This is a genomic window from Promicromonospora citrea (assembly GCF_013004695.1).
Classification (GTDB): domain Bacteria; phylum Actinomycetota; class Actinomycetes; order Actinomycetales; family Cellulomonadaceae; genus Promicromonospora; species Promicromonospora citrea.
This window is the reverse complement of record NZ_JABEMG010000069.1, coordinates 1-25,450: the sequence shown is the minus strand read 5'-3', so window position 1 is coordinate 25,450 and position 25,450 is coordinate 1. Positions and strand designations below refer to the sequence as shown.

32 protein-coding genes and 1 tRNA gene are annotated in these 25,450 nt (G+C 72.1%); 11 read left to right on the top strand and 22 right to left on the bottom strand.

The features are described 5' to 3' along the window. Window positions 1–2,655, top strand: a 2,655-nt coding sequence (locus HLB15_RS14090) for a hypothetical protein (RefSeq protein WP_171106396.1), incomplete at its 5' end; no start/stop codon positions are given. A 28-nt stretch (window positions 2,656–2,683) separates the two neighbouring features. Here the strand turns inward: HLB15_RS14090 and upp are convergent. Next, window positions 2,684–3,319 (bottom strand): uracil phosphoribosyltransferase, encoded by a 636-nt coding sequence (gene upp / locus HLB15_RS14085; RefSeq protein ID WP_171106395.1) that lies wholly within the window; start codon window positions 3,317–3,319, stop codon window positions 2,684–2,686. 151 nt (window positions 3,320–3,470) lie between these two features. Between upp and HLB15_RS14080 the strand changes: the two genes are divergently transcribed. Continuing rightward, entirely contained in the window at window positions 3,471–3,905 is a 435-nt protein-coding gene (locus HLB15_RS14080) for a nucleoside deaminase (RefSeq protein WP_171106399.1), read from the top strand. Between the two features lie 4 nt (window positions 3,906–3,909). On the opposite strand, the gene HLB15_RS14075 is transcribed toward HLB15_RS14080, so the two are convergent. After that, window positions 3,910–4,590, bottom strand: a complete 681-nt coding sequence (locus tag HLB15_RS14075; RefSeq protein WP_171106394.1) for a hypothetical protein — start codon at window positions 4,588–4,590, stop codon at window positions 3,910–3,912. Continuing rightward, the gene (locus HLB15_RS14070) at window positions 4,587–5,723 is read right to left on the bottom strand and encodes an L-histidine N(alpha)-methyltransferase (RefSeq protein ID WP_171106393.1); all 1,137 of its coding nucleotides are present in this window, start codon (window positions 5,721–5,723) and stop codon (window positions 4,587–4,589) included. The genes HLB15_RS14075 and HLB15_RS14070 overlap by 4 nt, the downstream gene beginning before the upstream one ends. Window positions 5,724–5,900: 177 nt before the next feature. Between HLB15_RS14070 and HLB15_RS14065 the strand changes: the two genes are divergently transcribed. Further along, window positions 5,901–6,713, top strand: coding sequence for a Sir2 family NAD-dependent protein deacetylase (locus HLB15_RS14065; RefSeq protein ID WP_171106398.1), 813 nt, complete (start codon window positions 5,901–5,903; stop codon window positions 6,711–6,713). A gap of 6 nt (window positions 6,714–6,719) precedes the next feature. On the opposite strand, the gene HLB15_RS14060 is transcribed toward HLB15_RS14065, so the two are convergent. Beyond that, on the bottom strand, window positions 6,720–7,676 hold the full coding sequence (locus HLB15_RS14060; RefSeq protein ID WP_171106392.1) for a transglutaminase-like domain-containing protein: 957 nt from the start codon (window positions 7,674–7,676) through the stop codon (window positions 6,720–6,722). 177 nt (window positions 7,677–7,853) lie between these two features. Here HLB15_RS14060 and HLB15_RS14055 point away from each other — a divergent pair, with 177 nt between their 5' ends. Both HLB15_RS14055 and HLB15_RS14050 read left to right on the top strand, forming a co-directional pair. Next, a complete protein-coding gene (locus HLB15_RS14055; RefSeq protein ID WP_171106391.1) occupies window positions 7,854–8,159 on the top strand; it encodes a hypothetical protein in 306 nt (101 codons plus the stop codon). A gap of 3 nt (window positions 8,160–8,162) precedes the next feature. Then, window positions 8,163–8,765, top strand: a complete 603-nt coding sequence (locus HLB15_RS14050) for a hypothetical protein (RefSeq protein ID WP_171106390.1) — start codon at window positions 8,163–8,165, stop codon at window positions 8,763–8,765. Between the two features lie 2 nt (window positions 8,766–8,767). Here HLB15_RS14050 and HLB15_RS14045 read toward each other — a convergent pair whose 3' ends face one another. After that, a complete protein-coding gene (locus HLB15_RS14045) occupies window positions 8,768–9,487 on the bottom strand; it encodes a GntR family transcriptional regulator (protein ID WP_171106389.1) in 720 nt (239 codons plus the stop codon). A gap of 175 nt (window positions 9,488–9,662) precedes the next feature. On the opposite strand from HLB15_RS14045, the gene HLB15_RS14040 reads away from it, so the two are divergent. Continuing rightward, a tRNA-Ser gene (locus HLB15_RS14040) sits at window positions 9,663–9,749 on the top strand. 74 nt (window positions 9,750–9,823) lie between these two features. Here the strand turns inward: HLB15_RS14040 and HLB15_RS14035 are convergent. The 12 genes from HLB15_RS14035 to HLB15_RS13980 form a co-directional block, all read right to left on the bottom strand. Beyond that, a complete protein-coding gene (locus HLB15_RS14035; protein ID WP_171106388.1) occupies window positions 9,824–10,969 on the bottom strand; it encodes a tyrosine-type recombinase/integrase in 1,146 nt (381 codons plus the stop codon). A gap of 104 nt (window positions 10,970–11,073) precedes the next feature. Further along, window positions 11,074–11,286, bottom strand: coding sequence for a helix-turn-helix domain-containing protein (locus HLB15_RS14030; protein WP_171106387.1), 213 nt, complete (start codon window positions 11,284–11,286; stop codon window positions 11,074–11,076). 40 nt (window positions 11,287–11,326) lie between these two features. Beyond that, complete coding sequence (locus HLB15_RS14025; protein ID WP_171106386.1) at window positions 11,327–12,904, bottom strand: replication initiator; 1,578 nt, start codon at window positions 12,902–12,904, stop codon at window positions 11,327–11,329. Then, a complete protein-coding gene (locus HLB15_RS14020; RefSeq protein ID WP_171106385.1) occupies window positions 12,901–13,158 on the bottom strand; it encodes a WhiB family transcriptional regulator in 258 nt (85 codons plus the stop codon). The genes HLB15_RS14025 and HLB15_RS14020 overlap by 4 nt, the downstream gene beginning before the upstream one ends. Next, window positions 13,155–13,793 (bottom strand): DUF2637 domain-containing protein, encoded by a 639-nt coding sequence (locus tag HLB15_RS14015; protein WP_171106384.1) that lies wholly within the window; start codon window positions 13,791–13,793, stop codon window positions 13,155–13,157. Before HLB15_RS14015 ends, HLB15_RS14020 begins: the two co-directional genes overlap by 4 nt. A gap of 44 nt (window positions 13,794–13,837) precedes the next feature. After that, window positions 13,838–15,517, bottom strand: a complete 1,680-nt coding sequence (locus tag HLB15_RS14010) for an FtsK/SpoIIIE domain-containing protein (protein WP_171106383.1) — start codon at window positions 15,515–15,517, stop codon at window positions 13,838–13,840. After that, a complete protein-coding gene (locus HLB15_RS14005; protein WP_171106382.1) occupies window positions 15,514–15,795 on the bottom strand; it encodes a hypothetical protein in 282 nt (93 codons plus the stop codon). Before HLB15_RS14005 ends, HLB15_RS14010 begins: the two co-directional genes overlap by 4 nt. Beyond that, window positions 15,795–16,034 (bottom strand): hypothetical protein, encoded by a 240-nt coding sequence (locus HLB15_RS14000; protein ID WP_171106381.1) that lies wholly within the window; start codon window positions 16,032–16,034, stop codon window positions 15,795–15,797. The genes HLB15_RS14005 and HLB15_RS14000 overlap by 1 nt, the downstream gene beginning before the upstream one ends. After that, window positions 16,034–16,252, bottom strand: a complete 219-nt coding sequence (locus tag HLB15_RS13995; RefSeq protein ID WP_171106380.1) for a hypothetical protein — start codon at window positions 16,250–16,252, stop codon at window positions 16,034–16,036. Before HLB15_RS13995 ends, HLB15_RS14000 begins: the two co-directional genes overlap by 1 nt. 26 nt (window positions 16,253–16,278) lie before the next feature. Further along, a complete protein-coding gene (locus tag HLB15_RS13990; protein WP_171106379.1) occupies window positions 16,279–16,533 on the bottom strand; it encodes a hypothetical protein in 255 nt (84 codons plus the stop codon). After that, window positions 16,533–16,940: a hypothetical protein gene (locus HLB15_RS13985; RefSeq protein ID WP_171106378.1), complete on the bottom strand. Its 408-nt coding sequence runs from the start codon at window positions 16,938–16,940 to the stop codon at window positions 16,533–16,535. The genes HLB15_RS13990 and HLB15_RS13985 overlap by 1 nt, the downstream gene beginning before the upstream one ends. Continuing rightward, on the bottom strand, window positions 16,940–17,356 hold the full coding sequence (locus tag HLB15_RS13980; protein ID WP_229785137.1) for a plasmid replication, integration and excision activator: 417 nt from the start codon (window positions 17,354–17,356) through the stop codon (window positions 16,940–16,942). The genes HLB15_RS13985 and HLB15_RS13980 overlap by 1 nt, the downstream gene beginning before the upstream one ends. Window positions 17,357–17,519: 163 nt before the next feature. Here HLB15_RS13980 and HLB15_RS13975 point away from each other — a divergent pair, with 163 nt between their 5' ends. Both HLB15_RS13975 and HLB15_RS13970 read left to right on the top strand, forming a co-directional pair. Then, window positions 17,520–18,371, top strand: coding sequence for a GntR family transcriptional regulator (locus tag HLB15_RS13975; protein ID WP_171106376.1), 852 nt, complete (start codon window positions 17,520–17,522; stop codon window positions 18,369–18,371). After that, window positions 18,368–19,030: an HAD family hydrolase gene (locus tag HLB15_RS13970; protein ID WP_171106375.1), complete on the top strand. Its 663-nt coding sequence runs from the start codon at window positions 18,368–18,370 to the stop codon at window positions 19,028–19,030. The genes HLB15_RS13975 and HLB15_RS13970 overlap by 4 nt, the downstream gene beginning before the upstream one ends. A 1,083-nt stretch (window positions 19,031–20,113) precedes the next feature. Here the strand turns inward: HLB15_RS13970 and HLB15_RS13965 are convergent. Together HLB15_RS13965 and HLB15_RS13960 are read right to left on the bottom strand one after the other, a co-directional pair. Continuing rightward, window positions 20,114–20,299: a hypothetical protein gene (locus HLB15_RS13965; RefSeq protein ID WP_171106374.1), complete on the bottom strand. Its 186-nt coding sequence runs from the start codon at window positions 20,297–20,299 to the stop codon at window positions 20,114–20,116. Further along, window positions 20,296–20,871, bottom strand: coding sequence for a TetR/AcrR family transcriptional regulator (locus HLB15_RS13960; protein WP_171106373.1), 576 nt, complete (start codon window positions 20,869–20,871; stop codon window positions 20,296–20,298). Before HLB15_RS13960 ends, HLB15_RS13965 begins: the two co-directional genes overlap by 4 nt. A 49-nt stretch (window positions 20,872–20,920) precedes the next feature. Here HLB15_RS13960 and HLB15_RS13955 point away from each other — a divergent pair, with 49 nt between their 5' ends. Further along, entirely contained in the window at window positions 20,921–21,394 is a 474-nt protein-coding gene (locus tag HLB15_RS13955) for a nuclear transport factor 2 family protein (protein ID WP_171106372.1), read from the top strand. A gap of 7 nt (window positions 21,395–21,401) precedes the next feature. On the opposite strand, the gene HLB15_RS13950 is transcribed toward HLB15_RS13955, so the two are convergent. Together HLB15_RS13950 and HLB15_RS13945 are read right to left on the bottom strand one after the other, a co-directional pair. Further along, window positions 21,402–22,253, bottom strand: coding sequence for an aminoglycoside phosphotransferase family protein (locus HLB15_RS13950; RefSeq protein ID WP_229785170.1), 852 nt, complete (start codon window positions 22,251–22,253; stop codon window positions 21,402–21,404). A 58-nt stretch (window positions 22,254–22,311) separates the two neighbouring features. Beyond that, window positions 22,312–22,857: an AAA family ATPase gene (locus HLB15_RS13945; RefSeq protein WP_171106370.1), complete on the bottom strand. Its 546-nt coding sequence runs from the start codon at window positions 22,855–22,857 to the stop codon at window positions 22,312–22,314. 239 nt (window positions 22,858–23,096) lie between these two features. Here HLB15_RS13945 and HLB15_RS13940 point away from each other — a divergent pair, with 239 nt between their 5' ends. Then, window positions 23,097–23,510 (top strand): carboxymuconolactone decarboxylase family protein, encoded by a 414-nt coding sequence (locus tag HLB15_RS13940; RefSeq protein WP_171106369.1) that lies wholly within the window; start codon window positions 23,097–23,099, stop codon window positions 23,508–23,510. A 1-nt stretch (window position 23,511) separates the two neighbouring features. Here the strand turns inward: HLB15_RS13940 and HLB15_RS13935 are convergent, their stop codons facing one another. Then, the gene (locus HLB15_RS13935) at window positions 23,512–24,345 is read right to left on the bottom strand and encodes an oxidoreductase (RefSeq protein WP_212759870.1); all 834 of its coding nucleotides are present in this window, start codon (window positions 24,343–24,345) and stop codon (window positions 23,512–23,514) included. Between the two features lie 102 nt (window positions 24,346–24,447). Between HLB15_RS13935 and HLB15_RS13930 the strand changes: the two genes are divergently transcribed. Then, the gene (locus tag HLB15_RS13930; protein WP_171106368.1) at window positions 24,448–25,299 is read left to right on the top strand and encodes a helix-turn-helix transcriptional regulator; all 852 of its coding nucleotides are present in this window, start codon (window positions 24,448–24,450) and stop codon (window positions 25,297–25,299) included. Window positions 25,300–25,450 lie beyond the last annotated feature (151 nt).

Genomic DNA, 25,450 nt, shown 5'->3' with positions numbered 1-25,450 from the left:
GTGAGCACGGCCGGCGGCGGGGTGTCGTCAGCGGTCTCCGCGACCGCCGGTGCCGTCGCCTCGGCCGCTGCCGCCGCCACCGGGGGCAGCGTGGCCGCGGGCGCCATCGCCGTCGCCGCGGTGGGCGTGGTCGCGGCGCTGCAGCTCACGTCGCCGATCGAGGCCGCACCGGTGTCCGTCGCCGACGCCGTCGTCGCCACGCAGGACGGCCGGGAGGAGTCCGGCGCCGAGACCGTCGACGACAGCCCGGCGCTGCCCACCGACGTCGACGCCGACGGGTCGACGACCACCACCGTGCCGTACCTCGTGCTCGGCTACGCCGACGCCGACCAGCCGCTGCAGCCGCGGCAGACGCAGGACCTGTCCTTCGTGCTCGAGAACACCGGCGAGGTCCCGGCCACGGGCACGCAGCTCGAGATCACCCTGCCGGAGGGAATGAGCGTCGCGCGGCCCTCCGGCCCGTTCGGCGCGGGCGTCGGCGGCCGGCTCGTGGCCGCCTCCGCCACGGAGCCCGTCGACACCGCGAGCACGCCGCCCGTCCCGACCACGTCGCCGACGGGCGCCGCCTCGACCACGACCCCCGGCACCGCGGAGGGGACCGTCGAGGCAGGGGAGCCCGCGGGCGAGGGCGAGACCCAGGCCATGCCCGACACCCCGCCGGCGACCCCGGACACCGTCGGGCTCACGAGCACGACCGGGCCCGCGGCCTGCACGCGGACCGAGCAGGAGGCGATCCTGCACTGCGCGCTCGGTGAGATCGCGCCGGGCGAGGTGGTCCGGGTCGTGGTGCCCGTGCGGGCCACCGCCGGCGGCGACTACCCCGTGGGCGCCGAGGTGTGGGCCGACGGCATGGAGCCGACGGAGCTCGACCTCCCCGGCCGCACCGTCGCGCCGTTCGGTCCCGAGCTGACCGCGGCGACGGAGGGCGTGTCGCTCGCGAGCCCCGGCACCGCCATGCTGCCCGTCCGCCTGACCAGCACGGGCGACCGCGGCGTGGCGGCAGGGGCCTGGGCCGTCGAGGTCGCGCTGCCCGCCGGCGTGCGGCCCGCCTCGGCCCAGCCCGAGCTGAGCTGCACCGCGGCCGACGGGCCGAACGCCTGGCGCTGCGCGCCCGCGGCGGGCACGGCGGCAGCAGCGGTCGAGCTGTCGCCGGGCGGCGTCGTCGACACGGCGCTGACGATCGCGGCGGTCGGCGAGTCCTCGGCGACCTGGTCCGAGCTCGGCGCCGCGACCGTCCGGCCCGTCGTCGAGGGCAACGCCCATTCCGCGTCGGCCACGCTCGCCCTCACGTCGGCGTGGGCCGACGCAGCGACGGGCGCGGGCCAGGCGAGCGCCGTCTGCCTCGACTCCGGGCCGGCCGGCACGGCGAAGGCCGCCGTGGCGGGCACCTACACGAACACGACCGAGCGCACCGTGCGCGTCGCGATGGAGGCGGCCGGGCAGCAGTCGGCGTTCTCCGACAAGCTCGCGCCGGGCTCCTCCGTGCAGCTCGTGGTGCCGGACGGCCTGCGCGTGCCGGCGGGACAGGCGTCCTACGTGCTGTCGACGGAGGTCGACGGCAGCCCGTTCACCACGCGCGTGGGCGCGGGCGAGCACGCGGCGAAGGACTGCTACGTGCCGCGGTGGGAGACCGAGACCAGCGTGCGGACCCTCAACCACGGCGGCTCCGTCGCCGTCGAGGGCACGCTCACCAACCGCACCGCCGAGACGATGAGCGTCGTCCTGCGGGTGCCGGTCGGCGACACGGTGCTGGAGTCGGACGTCCGGCGCGTCGCGGCGGGTGGCACGGCGACGCTGACCGTGAACACGGACCGGCGCGAGCTCGCCGGCGGGGAGGCCACGTTCCGCCTCTCGCGCGAGGGCGTCGACGAGGACGGCGACCTGCCCGCCGGGCCCGTGACCCCGAGGAAGCACCCGACGAAGTCCTTCGACTCCGCTCGGATCGCCCCGGTCATGCTGGCCGCGAGCGCGGTCGCCGCGGGCGAGTGCCAGTTCGACCCGGCGCGCGACGCCTCGGTGAAGACGTTCACGGTCGGCGTGAGCAACAAGGAGTCGACGCTGCCCGTGACGTTCCACGTCGGCGACGTCACGAAGACGGTGCCCGCCGGTGAGACGGCGACGATCGAGTACACCGTCGTCTGGGGCACCGGGACGGTCGACCTGCGCGCGGCCGGGCAGACGCTCGGGACGCTCGAGGTCGCGTTCGACTCGTGCGCCGAGCTGACCTGGTCGGCGACCGACGTCGGCGTCGCGGTCGCCACCGAGTGCGTCGACCGCACGGTCCGGATCACCGCCGCGGTGGAGAACCGCACGGGCCGCGACTGGACGGGTCTGCTGACGCGCGAGGCGACCGGCGAGTCCAGCCCGGAGACGCAGGTCCCCGCCGGCGCGACGACGGCGCTCGAGATCGTCCGGCAGGTGCCGATGGGCAACGGTGGCTACGTGACCCTGCGCCTGACGCGCGAGCTCGAGGGCGAGAAGCGTCACGTGGAGCAGACCTTCTGGGCCAAGGGCGCCGCGTGCCTCGGCAACGAGGGCGGCGACATCTGCCGCCCGGCCCCCACGCCGGACCAGAGCGCCCCGCCGTCGGCGTCGCCCGCGCCCGCATCGATGCGTTCGGGTCGCTCGTGGCCCTGGGGCGGGTTCTGCGACTGAGCCGGGCCCGGAGGCCCGGCCCGGCGGATCAGACGATGCCGTAGAGCCGGTCGCCCGCGTCGCCCAGCCCGGGCACGATGTAGGCCTTCTCGTTGAGCCGCTCGTCCACGGCCGCGACGACCACGGTGAGGTTCGCGCGGTCGCCCACGTGCTCCTCGAGCAGCGTGATGCCCTCGGGCGCCGCGAGCAGGCAGACCGCCGTCACCTCGCGCGCCCCCCGCTCGAGCACGTAGTCGATCGCCGCGACCAGCGTGCCGCCGGTGGCGAGCATCGGGTCGATGAGGAACACGTGCCGGCCGGTGAGGTCGTCGGGCAGGCGGTTGGCGTAGGTGACGGCCTTGAACGTCTCCTCGTCGCGCACGAGGCCGAGGAACCCGACCTCGGCCGTCGGCAGCAGGCGGCTCATGCCGTCGAGCATGCCGAGGCCCGCACGCAGGATCGGCACGACGAGCGGCGGCGGCGAGGCGAGCCGCGTGCCCGTCATGGTGGTGATCGGCGTCCTCACCTCGTGCGGCTCCGTGGCGATCTCGCGCGTGGCCTCGTAGGCCAGGAGCGTCACGAGCTCGTCCACGAGCAGGCGGAATGTGGGCGAGGCCGTGGTCTCGTCCCGCAGGACGGTCAGCTTGTGGGCGACCAGCGGATGATCGACGACGTGGAGGCGCATGGGGCCAACGCTACCGGCCGACCACGCGCGGGCACGGCCAGAAACCCCGGAACGTAGCGAGTCCCACACGCCCCGGGTCACTAGGGTGGCCTGTGTGCCGGACACCGCAGCGATGAGCGTCGTCGGACGCCGTGCCTACTGGGAGCGCTGGATGGGCGCGGCGCTCGACGAGGCGCGCCGTGCGCTCGACACCGGGGACGTGCCCGTGGGCGCCGTGGTGCTCGACGAGGCGGGAGGCGTCGTCGGCCTCGGGCACAACGAGCGGGAGGCGACGGGGGACCCGACCGCGCACGCCGAGGTGCTCGCGATGCGCGCGGCGGCGGCCGCGCGCGGCACGTGGCGGCTGTCCGGCTGCACGCTCGTGGTGACCCTCGAACCGTGCCCCATGTGCGCGGGTGCGCTCGTGCAGGCCCGGGTCGGCCGCCTCGTGCTGGGAGCCTGGGACCCGAAGGCCGGTGCGACCGGATCCGTGTGGGACCTCGTGCGTGACCAGCGGGCGCTGCACGAGGTCGAGGTGCTCGGGGGAGTGCGCGAGGACGAGTGCGGGGCGCTCCTGCGTGCCTTCTTCGAGGCGCGGCGCGGCTGAGCGGTCAGACGTCCGGGAGGGCCGTGCGCAGACCGTCCAGCTCGGTGCGCAGCCGCAGGAGGTACAGCCGCTCGTTCGCGATGCTCGACAGGTTCGTGCGCAGGTCGTCGTCGTGCTGGTACTTGAGGAGGATCAGCTCGAGCTCGGTGAGGTCGCGGCGCCAGTTGTAGCCCTGGACCCGCTCGCGCCAGCGGTGCAGCTTCTCGACGACGGCGCGGTCCGGCGGGCGGGACAGCACGCCGGAGGCGAGCGCGGCGTCGACGGCGGACGACGCCAGGCGTGGACTCACCGCCAGGGCCTGCTCGCCGCCGGTCCGCAGCCCGGAGAGCCGCCGTTCGACGATCGCTCGGTTCTGCCGCAGCTCGAAGCCCACCGACGCCACGACCTCGGCACGGCGCTCGGTCTCGGCGTTCTGCCGCTCGACCACGAGGCCCGTCACACCGGCCAGCAGGGTCAGGGAGTTGACCCACGGCTCCCACTCCGGCCCGATCCCCAGGATCCACAGGATGCCCAGCACGAAGGCGACGCCGAGCAGCGCGTACGTCGCGACGGCGACCGCGACCCGCCGCCGCCGCGCCCACCGCCGGCTCGACCACACCGCCGCGACCCGCCGCCGCGCCCACCGCCGGCTCGACCACACCGCCGCGGCCCGGCGCCGCAGAGCCGGCAGGTGCCGCCGGGTCACTTCCACACGTCGAACGCCGGCAGCGTCGTCGGTGCCGACTCGTCGTGGGCCACGAGCCGCAGCTCGAGGCCGAACGGGCTGGGTCGCTGCGTGTGCCGGAACCGTTCGCGCTGCACGTGCGTGGTGCGCAGCCCCGCCTCCGTGACGAGCCGGTCGATGCGCTCCGTCGTGTACTTGCGGGTCGTGTACAGCCGGATCGTGTCGTCGGGCGGCAGGTGGATCGGCCGGCTGCCGGGGATGAGCATCCGGAGCTCCTCGCCGCTCGCGTTCTGCCAGAACACCTTGAGCAGGATGCTCTCGTCCCGCACCGCCCCGGCGAACCGGATCTGGTCGAGGTCGATCCGCAGGTCCGTGTTGTAGCGCACGGCGCTCGCCACGAACTCGACGAACCCGCGCGTCTGCCGGTACTCGGCCTCCGCGGCACGCACGGCGGACGACGTGAGGTCCTCTGTCGTCGCGAACTCCACGAGCATGCGGTCCTGGGGCCGGAGCACGCGGGCGAGCCCGCTGAGGAAGCTCAGGTCGTCGTCGAAGTTGGCCACGGTGTTGCCGACGAGCGAGAACAGGATCGGCTCGTCCCCGACCAGCCGGTCGAGGACGAGCTGGAGCTCCTCGAGGTTGCCGTCCAGCGAGAGGTCGATCTGCAGGCCGAGCGAGCGGTCGAGCGGGAAGTGCGCGTCCCGTACGGCCCTCCGGGACCCGGTGCGGAGCATCTCCGCGCTCATGTCCACCGGCACGTAGAGCATCTGCGGGTGGGCCCGCCGCATGGCCTCCAGGAACATGCCGTCCTTGGCGCCCGTGCCGACACCGAGGCTCACCAGGTGCACGCACTCGTCGGTGACGAGCGGGGACAGGGTGCGCCACTGCCGGCGGAACATCTCGGTGCCCACCTTGATCACCATGTAGGTGGGGTCGTTGGAGGCGTTGAACCACGCGATGGTCGGGCCGATGCCCCAGTACGAGTAGCCCGACGGGACCCGCTTGCCGTCACCCGTGGTCGAGTGGCCGTCGTCGAGGTGCTGGGCGAGCGTGGCGAGCTTGTCGGACTGGTCCTCGCCGACCAGGGTCACCGACCAGCCGAAGTCGTCGCCCGCCAAGGTGCTGTCGATCCGGGAGATCGCTGAGTCGCCCACGCCGTCCCCTCATGCCGCTGTGCACACCGGTGCCCCAGGCTAGCGGTAGGGCACAGGCTGCGACATCAAACACACGCCCGATCCCGCGGCGCGAGGCGGGCATACCCTGGGAGGGTGTTCCCTCAAGCCCGCCCCACCACCTGGCAGCCCGAGCCCGTCGAGGTCGCCCGCACCACCGTGGACGACGCCGTCGAGGTGCTGGGCGGCCTGTCCCTCGCGGCGCTCACGGGCGCGGGGGTCTCGACCGACTCCGGCATCCCGGACTACCGCGGCCCCGACTCGCCGCCCCGCACCCCCATGACGTACCAGCAGTTCGTGGGCGACGAGGACTTCCGCCGGCACTACTGGGCGCGCAACCACGTGGGCTGGCGGTACGTGAACCGCACGCTGCCGAACGCCGGCCACCGTGCGCTCGTCCGGCTCGAGGAGAAGGGCGTGCTGGCCGGCATCATCACGCAGAACGTCGACCTGCTGCACGAGGACGCGGGCTCCCGCAACGTCATCGACCTGCACGGACGCTACGACCGCGTGATCTGCCTGACCTGCGGCCGCGTCATCTCGCGCAGCCACCTCGCCGAGCGCCTCGACGCCCTCAACCCGGGCTTCCTCGAGTCGGTGGGCGACGTCGCCGACATCGAGATCGCACCCGACGCCGACGCCGTCATCGAGTCGACGGCGCACTTCACGCCCGCCCCCTGCGAGTTCTGCGGCGGCGTGCTCAAGCCCGAGATCGTCTACTTCGGCGAGAACGTGCCGCGCGAGCGCGTCGAGCGGGCGTTCGCGATGGTCGACGGCGCGGACGCGCTGCTCGTGGCCGGGTCGTCGCTCACGGTGATGAGCGGCCTGCGGTTCGTGCGCCGCGCCGCCGAGGCGGGCAAGCCCGTCGTCATCGTCAACCGGGGCATCACCCGCGGCGACCGGTACGCGACCGTCAAGATCGACGCGGGCACGAGCGACGTGCTGACGGAGCTGGCCGACCGGCTCGGCTGAGCCCGGCTACCGGTCCGCCAGGTCCGTCACGGCGTGGTGGCCCGTCGGCGACAGCGTGACGACCCGCTCGCCGGGGTGCAGGCGCACGTCCTCGCGGTACAGCTCGGCGAGCTGGTCGGCGGCCTCGACGTCTCCGGCGTCGGCGGCGACGAGCAGGTAGGCGAGCTCGTCCGCCACCGCGTCGAGCTCGGTGTCGGACACGTCGGTGCCGACGAGGCCCGCCTCCTCGACCCAGCGTTCCGCCCCGCCCGGCAGGGCGTCGCGCACCAGGGGGTTGGCCAGGCGAGCGCCCCACAGGTCCCACAGCAGCAGCTCGTCGCGGTGCCGGTGGGCCACCTCGAGCAGCACGTAGTCGCGCACGAAGCTCCGGCCGCGCAGCACGGGGTGGTCCCTGCCGACGCCGAACGTGTCGGGGTCGGCCGCACCGGAGCGGATCGCGAGCCACGCCTCGGCCGCTGTCGGGAACGGCGACTCGGGGCCCGTGGGCATGTCGTGCACGTCGAACGAGAAGTCGGCCTGGCCCAGCTCCGGATCGAACCGCACCCAGCGGGTGCCGTCCCAGCGCTCGCCGACGACGTGGTCGGAGTTCCAGCCGGCCTCGAAGTAGCGGGCGAAGCCGATGCGGGTGCGGGCAGGGATGCCGTGGCTGCGCAGCACGCCGACGGTGAGCAGGGTGTGGTCCCGGCAGCACCCGGCGACCTGCTGGCCCGCTGTGCGCGGTCCGTCGAGCGGGGCGCGCAGCTCGGCGGCGTCGAGGATCGACGTCACCCAGCGCCGGTCGGGATCGGCCTTCTGGGCCTCCGTGAGCTGCTGGCCGTCCGCCCTGTAGTGGACGACCGTCGAGCAGGTGAACCGGTGCAGCTCCTCCGGCTCCGTGCTCAGCTCGGCGAGGAACCCGGCGTGGTTGCCGGGGTGCGAGTACGGGCTGTGGTCCGCGTAGTCGAAGAGTGTGGGTGCGGGCATCGATGTCCTCCCTGAGCGGTGTCGGCACACTACCCCGCCTGGGCAAACGCATGACAGCCCTGGCCGGCGCCTCAGCAGGGATGTGAAGAGTTGTCCAACAAACTGGTCAACTGTGTCCCACGTCACTACTCTGGTTGTGCAGCGACAGAGTTGCCCGCCCACGCCGGAGGAACCGACATGGTCGACAGGACAGTGCAGCAGCGCGTCAGACGCCGGCTCCGCCCGTTCGCCCGGGCGGTGTCCCGGGCCCGGCGGCGCCCTCCGGCCGGCGGCGAGCCGTCGTCCGCCCACCCGTTGCGCCGGCCCGCACCGACGGGGATCCTCTCCCTGCGCCTGGACCTCGCCACCAGCGGCGCCGACGACGCCGCGGCCGCGCTCGAGCGGGTGCTCGCGGCCCTGCGTCCCGGCGACCGGGTCTACCTGGTGAGCCCGGGCGTGCCCGAGCCGCGGCCGGACGACCGGCCCTTCACCATCTGGGCGTGAGCCGTGCCCGGCCTCGACGGGGCGGCGGGGCGGCACGTCGCCGTGATCCGCGCCGCGGTCGCCACCGTGACCTACGGGCTGCTGACCACCGCGTTCGTGCTCGGCGTGCTGTGGTTCGCGCTGCCCGCCGAGCCGCGCTGGGAGCCCGCCGTCAACTCCCTGACGCTCGTCGCGGGCATGACGGGCCTCGTCGTCGAACGGCTGAGCAGCGCCGCCGAGCGGCACACGCAGGTGCTCGCCGCCGTGCGGCGCGAGCTGGAGCGCAACCAGGCCGTGCTGGCTGGCAACGAGTTCGCGCGCACCGTGGACGACCGGCCCCGCGCCGTCTTCGCGCGGCTCGCGGCGTCGGCGGTCGACGCGGCGCTCGTCTCGGGCGCGCTCGACCGGCGCAGGGACGCGGCCCTCGTCACCGACCTGCACCGGTGGCGCGACACCGTGCAGGGGTTCAACCGGCGCCTCGACCTCACCGAGAACATGACGGTGCTGGAACGCCAGACGCCGGGGGAGCGCGAGATCTGGGACGCCGCGATGCGGCTGCCGAACGGGTACGTCGCCGCGACGCGTCAGCAGCTCGCCGACCTGCTGCGGGCGTTGCCGGCGCGGTGAGGTCAGGTGCGGCGCGAGTACGCGGCCGCCACGGTCCTCTCGGACTGCACGAGGTAGTCGTCGAGCTCCGCGGCCGCCGCCGCACTGTCCCCGGCGAGGGTCAGCTCGAGGATGCGGGCGTTGCGCTCCACGTACGGCGCGTGCAGGTACTCCGGGTTGGCGAGCAGCCCGAACGCGAGCCGCAGCTCGGCCGAGACCGTCGCGTACAGGCGGTCGAGGTGCGCGCTGTCGCACAGGGCCACGATGCCGCGGTGGAACTCCATGTTCGCCGTGCCCGCCGCGGGCCAGTCCTGCGCCTCGCGGGCGCGCACGGCCGTCTGCACCGCGTCCCGCATGATCTCGGTCGCCGGGTGACCGGGGAGCGCGCCGCCGAGGGCCTGCACCTCGATCATGCGGCGCACGCGGTAGATGTCCAGGATCGAGGCGAGCGTCGGGACGGCGACCATCACCCCGGCGTGCGGACGCCGCACCAGCAGGTTCTCGTGCGTGAGCACGCGGAAGGCCTCGCGGAGCGTGTTGCGGGAGACGTCGAGCTCCTCGGCGACCGCCTTCTCCGACAGCCGGTCGCCCGGCCGGGACGTGCCGGTGATGATCCACGTGCGGATCGCGGCCGCCGTGCGCTCGACGAGGTCGCCGGCCTTGCCCTCGTGCTCGGGCAGGTCGGCCGTAGCCGGGTCGTCCCCGAGCTCGGGGAGGGGCTCTGCGTCAGCGGTCGTCGCCATGTCACCACTCTACGGTCGTGCTCTACGGTCCGGTGGTCACCGCCGGACGGAGCCCGCGGCGTGGTGGGACAACTTCACCCCGCGGGGCTCCTGCCGTGGGGCTGTGCCGCCGATTCGTGGAACGGGGCCTCGACCAGGTATCCTGCTACGGCCCGCTGCTGATGTGGTGGGCGAAGGTAGCGTGTCCGAGCGGCCTAAGGAGCACGCCTCGAAAGCGTGTGTGGGTGCAAGTCCACCGTGGGTTCAAATCCCACCGCTACCGCACAAGAAACACCGAGAACGGCCCCTGACCTGCGCAAACATCGGTCGGGGGCCGTTGTCGTACCCCCGGATCCATCACTTACCCATGACATTGGCGTTCCCGCGGTCCGCGTCAGGCTGAGTGACGAGCAGGTCCAGCACCACCCGGACGTCCGGCGCGACGTGCGTCCGCTTCACGTAGTGCCGCAGCGTGGTCGCCTCCGTCGAGTGCCCGAGCTGAGCCGCCGCCGTCTTGGTGTCGAGCTCGGCGTCCAGCAGCGACGCGACCGTACGGCGGAAGTCGTGCGGCCGCACCGTCACCCCCGTGCCCTCCAGAGCCTCCCGCAGCTGCTCCCGCACACGGCTCGGAGAACGGGGCGTGCCCCGCGTCGAGGGAAACACCAGACGGTCCGGGCCGCCGTCCAGCCCGAGGTCCAGAGCCTCCCGCAGCGCCACCACCACGAACGGCGGGAGTGTCACAGTCCGGCGCGACGAGTCCGACTTGGGCTTGGCCTGCCGCACGAGCTGACGACGAGCCGGCTCACCCTCCGCAGCCGGCCGCACCGCGACGCGCACCACCGTCCCGTGCACCGTCAGCGTCGGAGCGTCACCGTCGAGCTGGAGGTCGTCCTCCCGCAACGCCAGGCACTCACCGATCCGCAGCCCCGTCCCCAGCATCGTGTCCACGATCTGCGGCAGCAGCGTGATGTTCCGGACGCCCCTCTTGGCCGGCCGGTCCTCCCACTCCCGCACCGCCTTCCGCAGCACCGGAATCTGGTCCAGCGCCAGAGTCCGAATCTCACGAGGCCCCCGCGACCGACGAACCGGAGCCGCATCCCGCACCGGGTTCACCGAGACCGCGCCGTAGCGCACGCACATCGCCATCACCTGCGTCAGGATGTTGCGCGACTGCCGCGCGACGTCGTGCTTGCCCTGGAGACTGATCCCCGCCAGCAGCCGGTTCACGACCACCGGAGTCACCTCACGCACCCGCAGGTTCCCCAGCGCCGGCCGCAGATGCGTCCGCAGATTGCTCCCGTACGTGTCGAACGACTGGAGAGTCAGCTCACCCTCCAGCTGACGCTCCCGCCACCACTCATCGAACGCGACGTTCATCCGCGTCTCAGCCGTGATCGCCACAACACCCCCGGTCTGGCCGGCGGACATCTCGTGCAGCTTGTCCAGCAGCGCAGCCTCCGCCTGGGTCGCCGTCGGACCATTCGCCTCGACCAGCCGGCGCACACCCGCGTAGTCCCGGTAGTAGGCGCGCGCACGCCACTGCCGAGGACCACGCTGCGTACTCGTGATCCGTCCCCACCGCCCCGGAGGCAGCGCAGCACGAGGCATCAGCCGGCCCTCCGCGCGTCGTCGTCGGCCACGCTGTCCAGCCACGCCTCCACGTCGTCCGGCCGGTAGCGCAGGCGAGACCCCACACGCAGCACCCGAGGCCCACCGCCACGGCTCGACCAGCCGTAGACACAGTGCAGCGTCACACCCAGGTACGCCGCCAGATCCTCCGGCGTCATCAGCGTCCGCCGCGTCGTCGTCTTCGCATCCATCGTCCTGCTCCTTCCACATCCACCGCGTCGTGCTCGTTGGTCAGGCCGGCTGGCCCGGTCGGTTCTGTGCCGCCTTCCACTGCGCGTACTCGCGTGCTCGAGCTGCGGCAGCCTCGGCTAGCTCCTTCTCGCCGTTGGTCGACCAGCCGGTGCCGGCGTAGGTCCAGGACCCCTGCACGACGAGGGTGGTTTCTTCGTCGTCGGCCAGGAGCCGGCGTTCCAGGTCGGTCACGTCCAGGGGTTGCCCGTCGCGTTCGGCTTGGGCCTTGAGACGCGCGTACCGAGCCCTGGCGGCGCGCAGGCGGCCGAGGGTGACCGAGTAGCGGCGGGACTTGGTGGAGAAGTGGCCGCGGAAGCCGAGCATGTGTGCCCACTTGGCCAGCAGCCGGTACGGCGAGTCGATGCAGGTCCCGCACACGCACCCGTCCTCGTCTTCCTCCGGCTCGTACCCGTCTGGCCGGCAGGCGGTGGCGGCACGGTCCGCGAGGCGCCGGCACTCCCTGGTCAGCCGGGCCAGGTGCGGGCGGGGTGAGGCGGGGTCGACGTTGGTGGACTTGGTGGCGTACTTGGCCAGGTAGCCGGCCACCTGCTCGGGGACGAGGGTGTCGGAGGTGCGCGCATCCTCAACGTCTGAGTGAGCCGCCGTTCCCGGTAGGCCGGTGCGCACGGTCCGCACGTCGAGCTGGGTCCCGAAGGCCAGCACGCGCGGCACGTCTGCACCGTCGACCGGAGGAACATCGAGCCGGACCCCGCGTGCGGCCTGTTCGATGAGGCCGGCGAGGGTGGTCCCGTCGACGGGGGCGGGGGAGCCGGGTCCGTCGGGGCCGTCGAGGCGGATGAGGGCGTGGAAGTGCACCAGCCCGCGTGCCTGGTACTCGGCGACCTTCGCGTACTGCACCGAGCACACGTCGCGCAGCTGCGAGTCGGTCAGGCCGAGGTAGCTGGCCAGGGCCCGGCGAAGGGCGATGGTGAACCGCCGCCAGAGTTCGGGGGCGTGCCACTGCCAGACGACGGCGGTGGTGAAGTCGTAGCAGTCCCAGCACAGGGGCGAGCCCACGATCGGGTCGGTGTCGGTGTGCACGCGCATGCAGGACATGGACCGCCCGTGGGGGCAGGTCTTGGTGCGGTCGTAGGGACGGCAGGTGCCACCGGCCTTGTGCCCGTTCTTCGGCCGGGTCCCGTGCACGTGCCCGAACGAGGGCGCGGTCAGGGTCGCGAACACCAGGGGGTTCTGAGCGACGGTCTCGGGGACGGTCTTGCCGCCCAGGAGGCCGGAGCGGATCATCGCGAAGGTGTCGCGGGCGTAGATGCGGGAGCAGGCGGGGCAGACGTCGGCGCGCCGGTTGCCGCAGGGGCGGTAGAGCTGCCCCATGGGTGCGTCGGCGCCGTGGTACTCGGAGACGACCACGCCGGTGGTGGTGTCGATGGTCATGGAGGACCCGTTGAGGCGGATCGGGTGGGAGCAGAACCCGACCGCGGCGGCGGTTTCGGCGAAGGCGTCCAGGGCGGTGCGGAAGGTGCGGCCCCGGGCAGCCTGAGCAGCGAACGTCAGGGTGCCCGGGGACACGTCCAGTGGAGCGTGCTCCCCGAACCCGGGGAACGTGTCGAGCTGCGTCATGCCGCGACCTCGAACGGCAGCATCCCCTGCACAGGTTCAGCCGGGGCGTTGCGGTCAGACCCGGCCCAGAACCCAGCGGTCGTCTCGACGGTCGAGGCTTCCCACGAGCACAGCGCCAGCACGGGGCAGCCGGCGCACACCGTGGCCATGCGGCGTCGAGCAGCAGGCGAGGGCGCGTCGTCGATCCACGGCAGAGCGCTGTTCTTGGGGCGGGCGCAGGCGGCGTCGCGCATCTGGTCGGCGGAGGCGATCATGCGTCCACCCCTGCCATGTTCATCCCCAGGTCCAGGGCGTCCTGGGTGACCGGGGTCAGCCGGCCCAACCGTGGACGACGAACAGCCGGCGCAACAGCAGGAGCAGGTGCCGGTGTCGGAACCGGGGCCGGCGTGGGAACCGAAGCGGGCGCCGGCAGCTCGGCAGCGGCGGGCGCGGGCGTCAGCTCAGGAGCAGGCTCCGGGGCAGGCTCGGCGGCAACCTCAGGCTCCGGGGCGGTAGCGGTAGCCGGCGAGGGGCCGTCAGCCACGACCAGGAGCGCGAGGGCGTGGGTCGAGGTCAGCACCGACAGCGGTGCGAGGGCGACCAGGACGACGCCGACGATGGTGCGCAGCTGCGGGCCCACGTCGTAGGCGTGTGCGGCGTTGGCGCCGATGGACACCACGGTGAACAGCAGCATCAGCGTCCACGCCCACGCACCGGAACGGCCACGGGACCGGAGCACGAGCGCGACGAGTCCGTAGACGAGCACCGAGGCATCGATGACCACCGGCACGAGGAACGCCAGCCCCTCGGGCACCCGACCCCACAGGGCAGCGTCGCGCAGCGAGGCGAACGACAGCGCGAACGAGGCCAGCGCGACGGCGGCGGTGGTGATGACGGTGACGATCAGCACCGGGCGAGAGTCCGCGGCGATCCTGGCCACCGGTGCAGGGGCGGTCATGACGGGGCCCCCTCACCAGTCGAGTCTGTCGACGTCGAGGCCGTCGAGGTGGTCGAGCGCGGGGCACGAGGCTTGCGCGGGGACCGCTTGCGGACTCGGGCGGGCTTCTCGTCGGTGCCGTCGAGCTCGTTGGTGGGCTTGTCGAGGTTGTCCACCACGGACAGCCGGCCTCCGGCAGCAGCCCAGGCGTTGGCGGCGTCCATCCCGTCACGAGGGGCCGGCGCAGCGTGCGTGGCTGGGGCGGCGTACCGGGTCGCGGTCTGGCGGATCAGGTCGTCAGGCCAGTAGGCGAACCGGACCATGACCGGTGCCCCGTCCTCGCGCACGAGGTATCCGGTGCCGGGGTCGGAGCGCGAGATCTCGTGCGCCGGTGCCTGCAACGCGGCCGGGCCGAGCACCATGTCGGCCTCGACGTCGGAGTCCAGCCGCAGGGCGACCTTCTGGGAGTACAGGTTGCGCTGCCCCACAGCCTCCTGACGCGGGTTCTGCACACACGACATGACCACCACCCCCAGCGCCCGGCCCTGGGTGAGGATCTTGGACATCAGCCGGTCGGCCTCACGGCGGACCTCGAACTCGGCGTAGGCCATCAGGTCAGCCAACTCATCGATGACCAGCAGGTGCAGCGGCTCAGCCGGCGTCGGGACGTGCAGGCGGGAGACGCCGCGCATGGCGGCCTTGCGCTGGTCGATCACGGCCAGCAGCTCTTGCAGGACGCGCACGGCGGTCTCGGAGTCGTAGGCGACCTGACCGAACAGGGCACGCCCCATCTCCAACTCCACCCCGCCCTTGAGGTCCAGCCCCCACAACCGAACCGTGCCCTCGTGGACCGCCGGGGCCAGGCCACCGACGACCGACCAGAGGACCGAGCCCTTGCCGGCGCCGGTGGCACCCACCACGAGGGTGTGCCGGCCACGGACGACCAGTTCGGCCACGTGCCCCGTGCGGGTGACCCCCACGGGCAGGGCGTCAGGGTTGGCGCCCTCGGGGACCGGCAGGGTCGCCGTGATCGGCGCGATGCGGTAGGTCGTGAACAACGCCAGGTCCAGGACCCCGGGCTTGACGGGCATGACCTCGAACCCATGCGCCCGGTAGGCCGAGGCGACAGCCGGTGCGGCACGGTGCAGGCTCTCGGGCGTCTGGCCGCTGAACGTCTCGATCCGCAGCACCACGGCGCCGGGACGGTGGTGCACGTGCCGCAGCCGGGAGATGACCACGGCCCCGTCCGGACGCCGCGTGGACAGGTTGCATGCCTCTGCGACGGCGGGCCAGTTGCGGGCGATCGCCCGAGCATGCCGGCGACGCTTGTACGTAGCCGGCGCGACCGCAGCGAACAGGCCCACGGCCAGGCCCGGGGACCAGAACACCAGCAGCGCCAGAACAGGCCCCGTGATCCGGTCCCCGGGAACCTCCGCGAGGGTGAGCAGCCCCCACCAGGACACCGCGATCACGGCACCCAAGATGACGGCCAGGTAGTGCTTGGCCGCCCACAGCGCGAAGGCGCGGGTGAACATCCAGTCCCGGTACGCGATCCAGGCCAGGGCGCGCCAGGTCTTGCCCTGCCAGCCGGCGTGCCCCACCGTCGCCCCGTGAAGCCGGGCACGAGCCACAGCGACGCGGGCATCCAGCCGAGCGCGCAGACTCTCCATGGTCCAGGTGGTCGTCGTGGTGGTCATCGTCTTGCCTCCCTGTCACGGCCGCTGCGGTCGAGTTCGGTGAGCGCGTCGTCCAGTTGGTCGCGCGTGTGGTTGACGGCGTCCAGGAACTCCCACATGCCGTTGCACGCACGCACGAGGTGCTCGTACAGGTCCGGTAGGCCGGCCTTGTCGAATTCGTTGATCGCCGGGACGTTGGTGCTCAAGGCGGCGTCCTCGATGACCGGCCTGATCGCCTCAACCCACCGCAGTTGGGTCTCCAGTTCGAGGCGAGTCCTCCCACGCTTGAACAGGCGCATCAGTTCGCTCCCTTCGAGTCGATCTCGTCGCCGATTCGCAGCCAGGCGTCATGCGCCGCCCCGTTCGCCCTCTCGATCGCGCGTGCGACACCGTCCAGTGCGTCGGCCAGACCCTCCAGGCCGGCCTCAAAGGCCCACTCCTGCATCCGCCACACCGTGCCGTGAGCGGCCGTCAGGTCGTTACCCATCGCGTTGAGAAGGCCCGGGTAGTCCTCCTTGGTGATCTGCCGGTTGAACATCACTGCCCCTCGCTCTCTGCGGCCAGGCGCCGGCCCACGTCCTCCCGAGCACCCCGGATCCGGGCCGCCACGGTGCGCAGCTCTTCCAGGGCCGGGTCGTGGGCGTTGGTGTACTTGCCCAGGTCCTCCAGCGGCCCGACCGCGTTGCCCACGTTCTGGTCAGCCTCCGCCAACCGCCACGCCGCGTTCTCCAACGCCGCCACAGCCCGCTTGTTCACCTGTCGGGTCGTCTCATCCAGTGCCATCACTTCGTTCCCTTCTTGTTTCCGACCCAGCGGCCGGCCTCGTCGTAGACGTCGGGCCGTTCGGCCCGGTGCGCGGCACGAGCAGCACCGCGAATCTCCGCATGCAGATCCGTCGCCCGCGCACACAGCGCCTGTGCCTTGTCCGCAGCGCCGAGCACGCCGGCCCGATCCAGCACCCGGGCGGCACCCTCCAGACCACCCACCGCGTCGGTCAGGTAGTCCGCAGCCGTGGCCAGGGACTCCGCGCGGGTCATCACGCGGCCTCGGTCAGCTGGTAGGGGACCGGGACGTCGAGCTGGTCGAGGTCACCGGCCCGCACCGGGAAGGCCCGCACCGGGCGAACCTGACCAGCCAGCGAGCAGTACACGCTGATCTGCACGTTCGGCCACGACCCGCCCGACCACACGGTGAACCCCTCAGAGGTCTCCGAGGCGGGGTAGTCGCTCACCCGACCCAGCCGCAGCAACCGGGACAGGTGCTCGGCATCGGCCTGACACTCCACCCAGACACACACCGCACCCGTGCCCGACGAGACGGTCACATAGCTGGACCGGTCGTTGACCAGACCCGCCACCTCAACCGCCACCGCCAACAGCTCGGTGACCGACGGGGAGGGGGCGCCAGCCGCAGCACCGGCCACCCCCACCGGCTGGCCGGTCATCAGGCGGCCGCCTTGCCAGCGTCAGGACGCGCCGCCGTGGGCACGTCGGCCTTGCCCGGCTCGCACAGGTCGTCCGCCTTGTACGACCACGCCAGGCGCGGCCGGGACCCGTTGTCGTCTACGTACGGCAGAGCCGTCAGACCCACGAACTCCACCGGCGTCCACGGGAACGGCGTCTTGTTCGCCGGCGGCACCGGCTGGTGCGCCGCAGCGATCTTCACCGTCACCGCGGTGTCCTTCTTGCCCGCCTCCTCGTCCGCGTCCAGGACCACCACCTGCCACAAGAGCAGACCCGTGTCCTTGTCCCGCTGCTGCGGACGCGAACCGTCCTCCCGCTTCGGAGCCTGGAAGTCCACCACCGGCTCCACCTCACCCTTCAGGAACGCCCCCTTCGGGAACACGTCCTGGTGAGCCACCGCAAACCGTCGCTGCATCGCCATCTCGTCATCTCCTTGATCATCGTGGCTAGGTTGGCTAGCCAGGTGCGATGAACAAGAGATTGCACCAGCCTGGCTAGCCATGTCAACCCCTAGTGCCGAACTTGGTTAGCTCGGTTGGCCAGGTCGCTACGCTTGGAGCATGGAACTCGAACTCGACCCGGACGACCCGCGGCCCCCGTACCAGCAGGTAGCGGCGGCACTCCGCGCCGCGATCCTCGGGCGCAAGTTCCAGCCTGGAGAGCGCCTGCCCTCGCAGAACGAGCTAGCCGGCATGTTCGGCGTCGCTCGCATGACCGTGCAGCAGGCACTACGCATCGTGCGCGACGAGGGCCTTACGGTCTCTCGGCAGGGGAGCGGGATCTTCGTGCGCGAGCGTGCCGCGCGCCCAGCCGGCCTGCGACCCCACATCGAGCGCATCTTCGAAGCCGAGAGCGTCACCATCGACTTCGTCGGCTACACCTCCGAGACCCTGGCCGGCCTGCTCACCGAACCGCTCGACAAGATCCGCAGCGGCCGGCTCACCCCCCGCGAAATCCGCATCCGAATCCTCCTGCCCGACATGACGCGCCCCATCGCGCTACCCGTCGCGGTCTCCGGCGACGAGACCGCCAGCGCCCAGGCGCGCGAGCGAATGGCCGGCATCGGCGCCCGCCACCTCGCCACCATCCACGACAGCGTCGAAGAGCTGCAAGACCTCGGCCTCGTCCACAGCGCCATCGTCGAATCCCGCGTCCACGGATCAGCACCGCTGTTCAAGGCCTACATCCTCAGCGGCACCGACGTCTTCTTCGGGTTCTACCCCGTGCGCGAACACGAAGTCAGGATCGGAGACGACCGGCTCGCGACCTACGACTCACTCGGCCGCGACTCCGAACTGTTCCACTACACCGACGACGGCGACCCCGAATCACCCGGATCCCAGTTCGTCGCCCAGGCTCAACTCTGGTTCGACAGCATCTGGGACACCATCGCCACCAAGGCCAACCCGTGAGCCGCGCCGCCGAGCTGCTCAACGCAGCCCAAGCCGTACTCCTCGACTTCGACGGCCCGGTCACCCCGCTTATGCCAGCACCGGCCAATCTCGAAGCTGCGGACTCGGCACGGTCGCCCCTGCGTGCGCGTGGTGTGATCCTCGGCAGCGACATCGGTACGACAAGTGATCACCTCGCGGTCCTTCGCTGGACGGCCGAGAACGCGCCCGAGGCGCTGCCCGAGGTGGAGAAGAGGTGCGACGAGGCCGAGATCGCATCGGTGCGCCAAGCGAAGCCAACGCGGGGAGCAGCCGAACTCTTGGTCGCATGCCATCGGACCGGAAAGCCCGTGGTCATCGTCAGCAACAACACTGAACGCGCGATCCGGGCCTATCTCGACCGCTGGTTGTTGTCACCGTACGTAACCGCCGTAGTCGGACGGCCCATCGGTCGACCTGACCTCATGAAGCCCAACACCCACACCGTGGACCAGGCCCTGCACTTGCTTGGTGTCGATGCTGAGCAAGCCGTGTTCATCGGTGACTCCGTCTCCGACGTCGAAGTCTCGCAGCGCGTCGGAACTCGGTGCATTGGCTACGCCAAGACTCCGCGTCGTGGTACCGAATTGCGCGTCGCCGGGGCCGACGCCGTCACGGACGACATGTCGACATTTCAGTAGGCGAAACGCATCACCCGCCGTTCACCCGCCACTTTCACGGCATCACGTCCAGTCCCGGGAATAGCGTCGAGCACGCACGAAGACGTGTGAGCCGATGACCTAGGAGGTCGCGCTATGCCGAACTACTGCGTGAACAGCAACGCTCAGCCAAACGGGGACTACGAAGTGCACGACCTGGCGTCAACCAAGGGGTGCCTCCCGAGGCCGGTCAACCGAATCAACCTTGGCTACTTCGCGTCGTGCAGCGGCGCAGTCGCCGCGGCCAAGGGGCGGGGCTACAGGACGGCTAACGGCTGCGCCCATTGTGCGCCTGCCTGCCACACTCGCTGAGCACGGCACTGTCAGCGGCTGGTCTGCTGGTTGAGCAAAGCAGCCCGTGAGGAGTTTCTTTACTGGCTCAAGGCGCCGCTGCGCGGCGCGGGCCTGTGCCTCCGGGGGCCCGCGCTACGGGGCCCCGCCGCTCCGGGCGCTTCGCGCCCTGCGCGCACCCCTCCGCGCACCCCGTCGGCTACGGCCCGACACAACACGAGAGACGGCCCCGACTCCAGTAGTCGAGACCGTCTCTCGTCATGCAGCTCGATGCCTCCGGCGGGCACCTGCGGGAATCAAGAGGAACGAGGGGACCGCGGCGTCCCTGCCCCTCCGTCACCCGTCGGCTTCACCGGGACCCTGACACCGAACCCGTCGCCGGCGCAACAGGTCCCGCCGGCTACCCGAACCACCCCACCGACACGTGACGGGCGGGACCTGTTGCACCGACGACAGAACCGATGTCCGAGACGCGTCCCGCGCCAACGGATGACGGAGGAACAGGGACACCGAGCCGGGAGCATGGCCGGGTCACAGACCCGCGCGGGCGCCATGACTTACACATCACTTTGAGGTCCGTCCCCGGCCGATCCAGGCTGACGCGGTGCAAGTCGATTCAGGTAAACGCGCAGGTCAACGGGGTAGTAGTCCAATGACGCATTACGTGGAACAAAGCGCTGTGCTGAGCCCACCGCTACCGCACAAGAAACACCAACAACGGCCCCTGACCTGCGTGAACGCCGGTCGGGGGCCGTTGTCGTACCCCCGTGCGGCTCACGACCCGTCGAACAGAACCCGGCCGACCAGGCGAAAGAGCCAGACCACGCCGCGGACGATGTTGCCGATCAGGCTGACCAGGTCCAGGAGCTCGATCACTCGCGCGACACCGCGGCCGAGGGCGCGGAACGGTCGTCCGGCCTGGTACCAGAAGCCTCGCCTCGGGGCATCGGTGCTCGTCACGGCACGTTCCCCGCAACGCCCTCCACCAGCATCCGCACCAGCTCGTCCCCGCTCACCTGCCACTTGTCCTCCGACAGGTGGCCGCTGAGCTCCAGGCCGGCGATCCCGTGCGCGCCCGACATCAGCAGAGCGCCGTAGCGGAGCGCGTCCTGCTCGCCCACGGCGTCGGTGACGAGGGCGAGGAACTGCTCCTCCACGCGGCTCGCGGCCGCCGCGGACTCGGGGTCGTCGGCCGGCGTGCCGAACATCAGGGCGTAGCGGTGCGGATGGCGTCGGCCCAGCTCGACGAGGGCCAGCAGCGCCTGCTCCAGCCGTTCGCGGGGCTCGCGCCCGTCGTCCTCCCGTAGCCGTCGCACGTCGTCCGCGAGCGCGTCCCAGGTGTCGATGGCGAGTCGGGTGAGCAGGTGCTCCTTGTGGGTGAAGTGCCCGTAGGGGGCGCCGCGCGACACGCCCGCGCGGGCACCGACGGCGCGGAGCGTCACGGCGTCTGGGCCGCCCTCGTCGAGCAGTTCCGTCGCGGCACGGACCAGGGCGCGCCGGGTGGCGGCAGCGGTCTCGGCTCGGGTTCCCACGCGACCAGCCTACTTGACACTGTCACATGAAAGGCGCACCGTAGTTCGTATGACAACGTCACACGAAATCCTCCGCCTGCTCGACCTCGAGGAGATCAGGGCCGTCCAGCTCCGCTACGCCACGGGCACCGACTCCCGCGACTGGGAGCTGTTCCGCACCTGCTTCACCGACGAGGTGGACGTCGACTTCAGCGCGGGGTTCGGCCAGCCCGCCGTGCGCCTCGACGCTGACGACTGGGTCGCCATGACGGCGCCGCGGATGGAGTCGTTCGCGGCGACGCAGCACATGATCACCAATCACGTCATCACCTTCGACGACGACGATCACGCCACGGGCGTCGCCTACGTCCGAGCCAGCCACCACCTCCCGAACAGCACGGGCGACAGCGACCAGACGGTCTACGGCTACTACACCAACCGGTTCGAGCGGACGCCGGACGGCTGGCGGATCGCGGCCCTTCGGCTGACGGCCCGGTGGATGACGGGAAACTTCGGCATCTTCCAGGCGGCGCTCGCGGGGTGATCCGGCCTCACACCACCGGACGCAGCTCGTCCCACAGCTCTCGTGCCCTCTTCCTGACCCGAAGCACACCGTCGGCGTCGTTGTACGCCGCGTAGGGCGGCCACACGGAGACATAGGTCGCCAGCTCCTCCAGCAGGACTGCCCGGCGGAGCGCGCCGGCGTCGACCTGACGTCGGGCCGCGTAGGCATCCAGGAGAGCCGGCGGGATCCGGACGCCGTCCGGCGTCACCCGGACGCTGAGAAAGGCCAGGTCGCTGGACGCTCGCCCGACACCCGAGGACTGCCAGTCACAGAAGGCGACGCCGCCGCCTGGCCGGAGCACGACGTTGTCCGTGTGACAGTCGCCATGGACGAACACCGCCGGCTGCGCGTCCAGCCGCCGCCGGATGGCGTCCTGCCGCGCGAGCAGGTCGTCCACGTCGGGCAGCGACGAGCTCCAGAACGCACGGGCCTGCTCGTCGTCGACGCCCTGCAACGGCTCCGGCCGGGTCCTCGTGCCGGCGGGACGGGGCATCGAGTGCAGGGCGGCGAGCGCCCCGCCCAGCGCGGCCCAGTCGGATGCGGACCACGCCGACGCCGGGCGAGCGGATCCGACGTCCGACAGGAGGAGGGCTGTGCCGGCGGAGAGGGAGGCGGCGCCGAGGAGGCGCGGCGTGACGACGGGGACGTCCGCGGCGAGGTGGCGATAGAACCTCAGCTCGCGCTCGGCGCTCGCGGACCGCCCCGGGGTGACCTTGAGGTACGCGCGCTCGCCAGCGGCCGTCCGTACCGGGTGCACCCCGGCCCCGGACCGGGTGTCGAGCACGCCGGCACGAGCCTCAGGGACGGCCTGGAAGGCCGCCAGCCCCTCGCTCAGCATCTCGTCCACGTCGGTACCTTCGCTCCAGGCACCCGCAGGTGCCGATCGGGGGCCGCGCTCACGACCTCGGCCCCGCCCCCGCGACCAGCTCCTCCACCGCCCGCCGCGTGCGCACGTGGTGGAACGTCAGGTGCGCGTACGCCGGGTCCCGCATCGCCGCCCCGTACCGCTCCGGGTGCTTGCGCAGCTCCGACCAGGACCACCGGACGATCGAGTCCTTCACCCAGGGCATCAGCACGTCGCGCCAGGGCTGGCGGTTGCCCGTGCCCGGCCAGAGCTCCTCCTGGGTCGCCGCCAGCCGGAACGACCGCCGGTACACCCGCGCGAGCACCAGGGGGCGCGGCGGGTCCACCCACACCACGGTGTCGGCGCGCGCCCAGACCAGCGGCCGCAACGCGGAGTAGTTGCCGTCCACGACCCAGCGCTCGCCGGAGACGGCCTGGAGCGCGTCGGCCTCGAGGTCGGCGGGCGAGCGCGGCGTCCAGCCCGGGCCCCAGTGCAGCGCGTCGAGCTCGACGTGCGGGGCGCCGAGGCGCTCGGCGAGACGGCGCGCGAGCGTCGACTTGCCCGACCCGGACGCTCCGACCACCGACACCCTGTGCACCGCGCGAACCTAGCCGACGCGCGCACCGTCCCGCCAGCGCTCGCACATCCTGGCCCCGCGGCGCAAGAGGGCGTGGCCTCCGCTCGTGGAATCATCCGAAAAAAACTGGGTTGACCTGCATCGTTGTCTTGCGCTGCGTGCCTCGCATGGGCTGGACTGGTGCCGCGCCCACCGGCGTGCACCCCCTGCGTCATCGAACGAGCCCACCCACCCGTCCGGCAGCTCAGAAGGAGAAAACGATGTCCGACACCGCGGCGACCCGCGAGGAACGATTCGCGTCCGGCATGGCCGTGCTCGACGCCATGCACGACGCCTCCGGTCACGGCGTGATCGAGTCCCTGGCCGACATCGCTCCGGAGCTCGGGCACCAGATCGTCGCGTGGGGGTACGGGGACATCCTGTCCCGGCCCGGCCTCGACCCCCAGCAGCGCGAGCTGGTGACGCTCGGGCTGCTCACCGCGATGGGCGGCGCCGAGGCGCAGCTCGAGGTGCACATCGCCGCGTCGCTCAACGTCGGCCTCACGCCGGAGCAGATCATCGAGGTCTTCCTGCAGAGCTCCGTCTACTGCGGGTTCCCGCGCGCCCTCAACGCGGTCGGGGCCGCCCGGAGGGTGTTCGCCGAGCACGGCCTGCTGCCGCTGCCCGAGGCCTGACCTACAGGAACGACACCCCGGTCAGCTCCTGCGCCACCGCCCACAGCCGTCGGCCGACGGCGGGGTCGGTCGCCTCGGCGCTCGCGTGCACCTCGCCGAGGCGACCACGACGCTCCTGGAACCCGTCCGGCCCGAAGAACTGGCCGCCCCGGACCTCCGCACCCGTCGCGGCGTAGAGCTGCGGGAGCGCGCCCTGCTCGACAGGCTGGGTCGTGCTCAGGAACAGCCTGCCGAGCGCCTGGAGCACACGGCCGCGGGTCGTCCAGGCGCGGGGCGTCAGGTTGGTGCGGGACAGGCCGGGGTGGGCGAGCACGCTGAGCACGGGGCGGAGCCGCCGGTCGAGCTCGTAGCCGAACACGGTGTTCGCGAGCTTCGACGCCCCGTAGGCCGGCGACGCCCGGAAGGAGCGCTCCGCCATGAGGTCGTCGAAGTCGAGGTGCGCCTTCTTGTGGGCGATCGAGCTGAGCGTGACCACGCGTGGGCCGTCACCGCGCTCCACCGCCGGCAGCAGCAGGCCCGTGAGCGTGAAGTGACCGAGCATGTTCGTGCCCAGGTGCAGCTCGAACCCGTCCGTGGTGGTCTGCCGGTCCGAGAGCAGCACGAGGCCCGCGTTGTTGACCAGCAGGTCGATGGCCGGATGGTCGGCGGTGAGCTCCGCGGCGAACCGGCGCACCGAGGCGAGCGAGCCGAGGTCGAGCGCGCGGACCTCGGGCGCCGCGCCGGGCACCTCGCGCGCGATGTCGCGAGCGGCGGCCTCGCCCGCCAGGCGGCCTCCCTGGTCGGGGATGTCATGGGCGGTCCAGGCGGACAGAGGAGCGGAGATCGTGTGCGTCATGTCGTGGACGCTAGGCGGGACCGCCGCGGCCACACGCGTCCTCGCCTCCCTCGGACTGCCAGGACCACCCTGACGCCGGGCCCGCGGCGCACCCTGGACCGTATGGAGACGGACAGGTCCTTCGCCCGCGAGCTCGGCGACTTCCTGCGCTCGCGGCGCGAGCGCGTCACCCCGGAGGACCTCGGCCTCGTGCCGGGAGCCCGGCGCAAGGTCGCGGGCCTGCGTCGCGAGGAGCTCGCCCTGCTCGCGGGGCTCAGCGCCGACTACTACCAGCGGTTGGAGCAGGGCCGGAACGTGCGCCCGTCGGACGCCGTGCCCGATGCGATCGCGGACGCCCTCGGCCTGGACGACACCGACCGGCGTCATCTGTTCATGCTCGGCCGGGCCACCCGCCTGCCCGAGTCACCCGTGCGCCACCGTCGTGACGAGGTGCCGGCGAGCACCGCGCGGCTGCTCCCGCTGATGGGCGTGCCCGCCGTGGTGCTGAGCAGGCACCTCGACGTGCTGGCGTGGAACGACCTCGCGGTCGCTCTGCTCGCGGACCCGGAGGACTACCCGCCCGGCGAGCGCAACTTCCTCCTGGCCATGCTCGGCGAGGGCGGCTTCGCCGAGCGCTGCACGAGCTGGGAGGCGATAGCGCTCGACTACATCGGCATGCTGCGCGCCGCCGTCGCGGCCGACCCGACGCACCCGCGAGCTGTCGAGGTGGTGGGCGAGCTGAGCATCCGCAGCCCGGAGTTCCGGCGGCTGTGGGCGACGCACGAGGTGCGGGAGAGCGTGCACGGTGCCAGCGTGGTGCAGCACCCGCAGGTCGGGCACGTCGCGCTGGAGTGGGACGCCTACCCGCTGCCGGGCAGCCCGGGGCCCGTCATGGTGGTCTGCACACCGCAGGACGACACCGCCCACGACCAGCTCCGCCTGCTCGCCGCGCTCCCGGTCACCGGCAGGGACTGACCGGGCGGGCTCGGCTCACCGGTGCTCCGGCCTGCGGGTGTGCAGCGCGAGCATCGCCTCGCCGGTCGCGCTCCACGGGAAGAGCTCCGCGCGGGCCCGCGCCTCCTTGCGCCGCGCGTCCTCCTCGCGGTCGAGCACCTCGTGGAGCGCG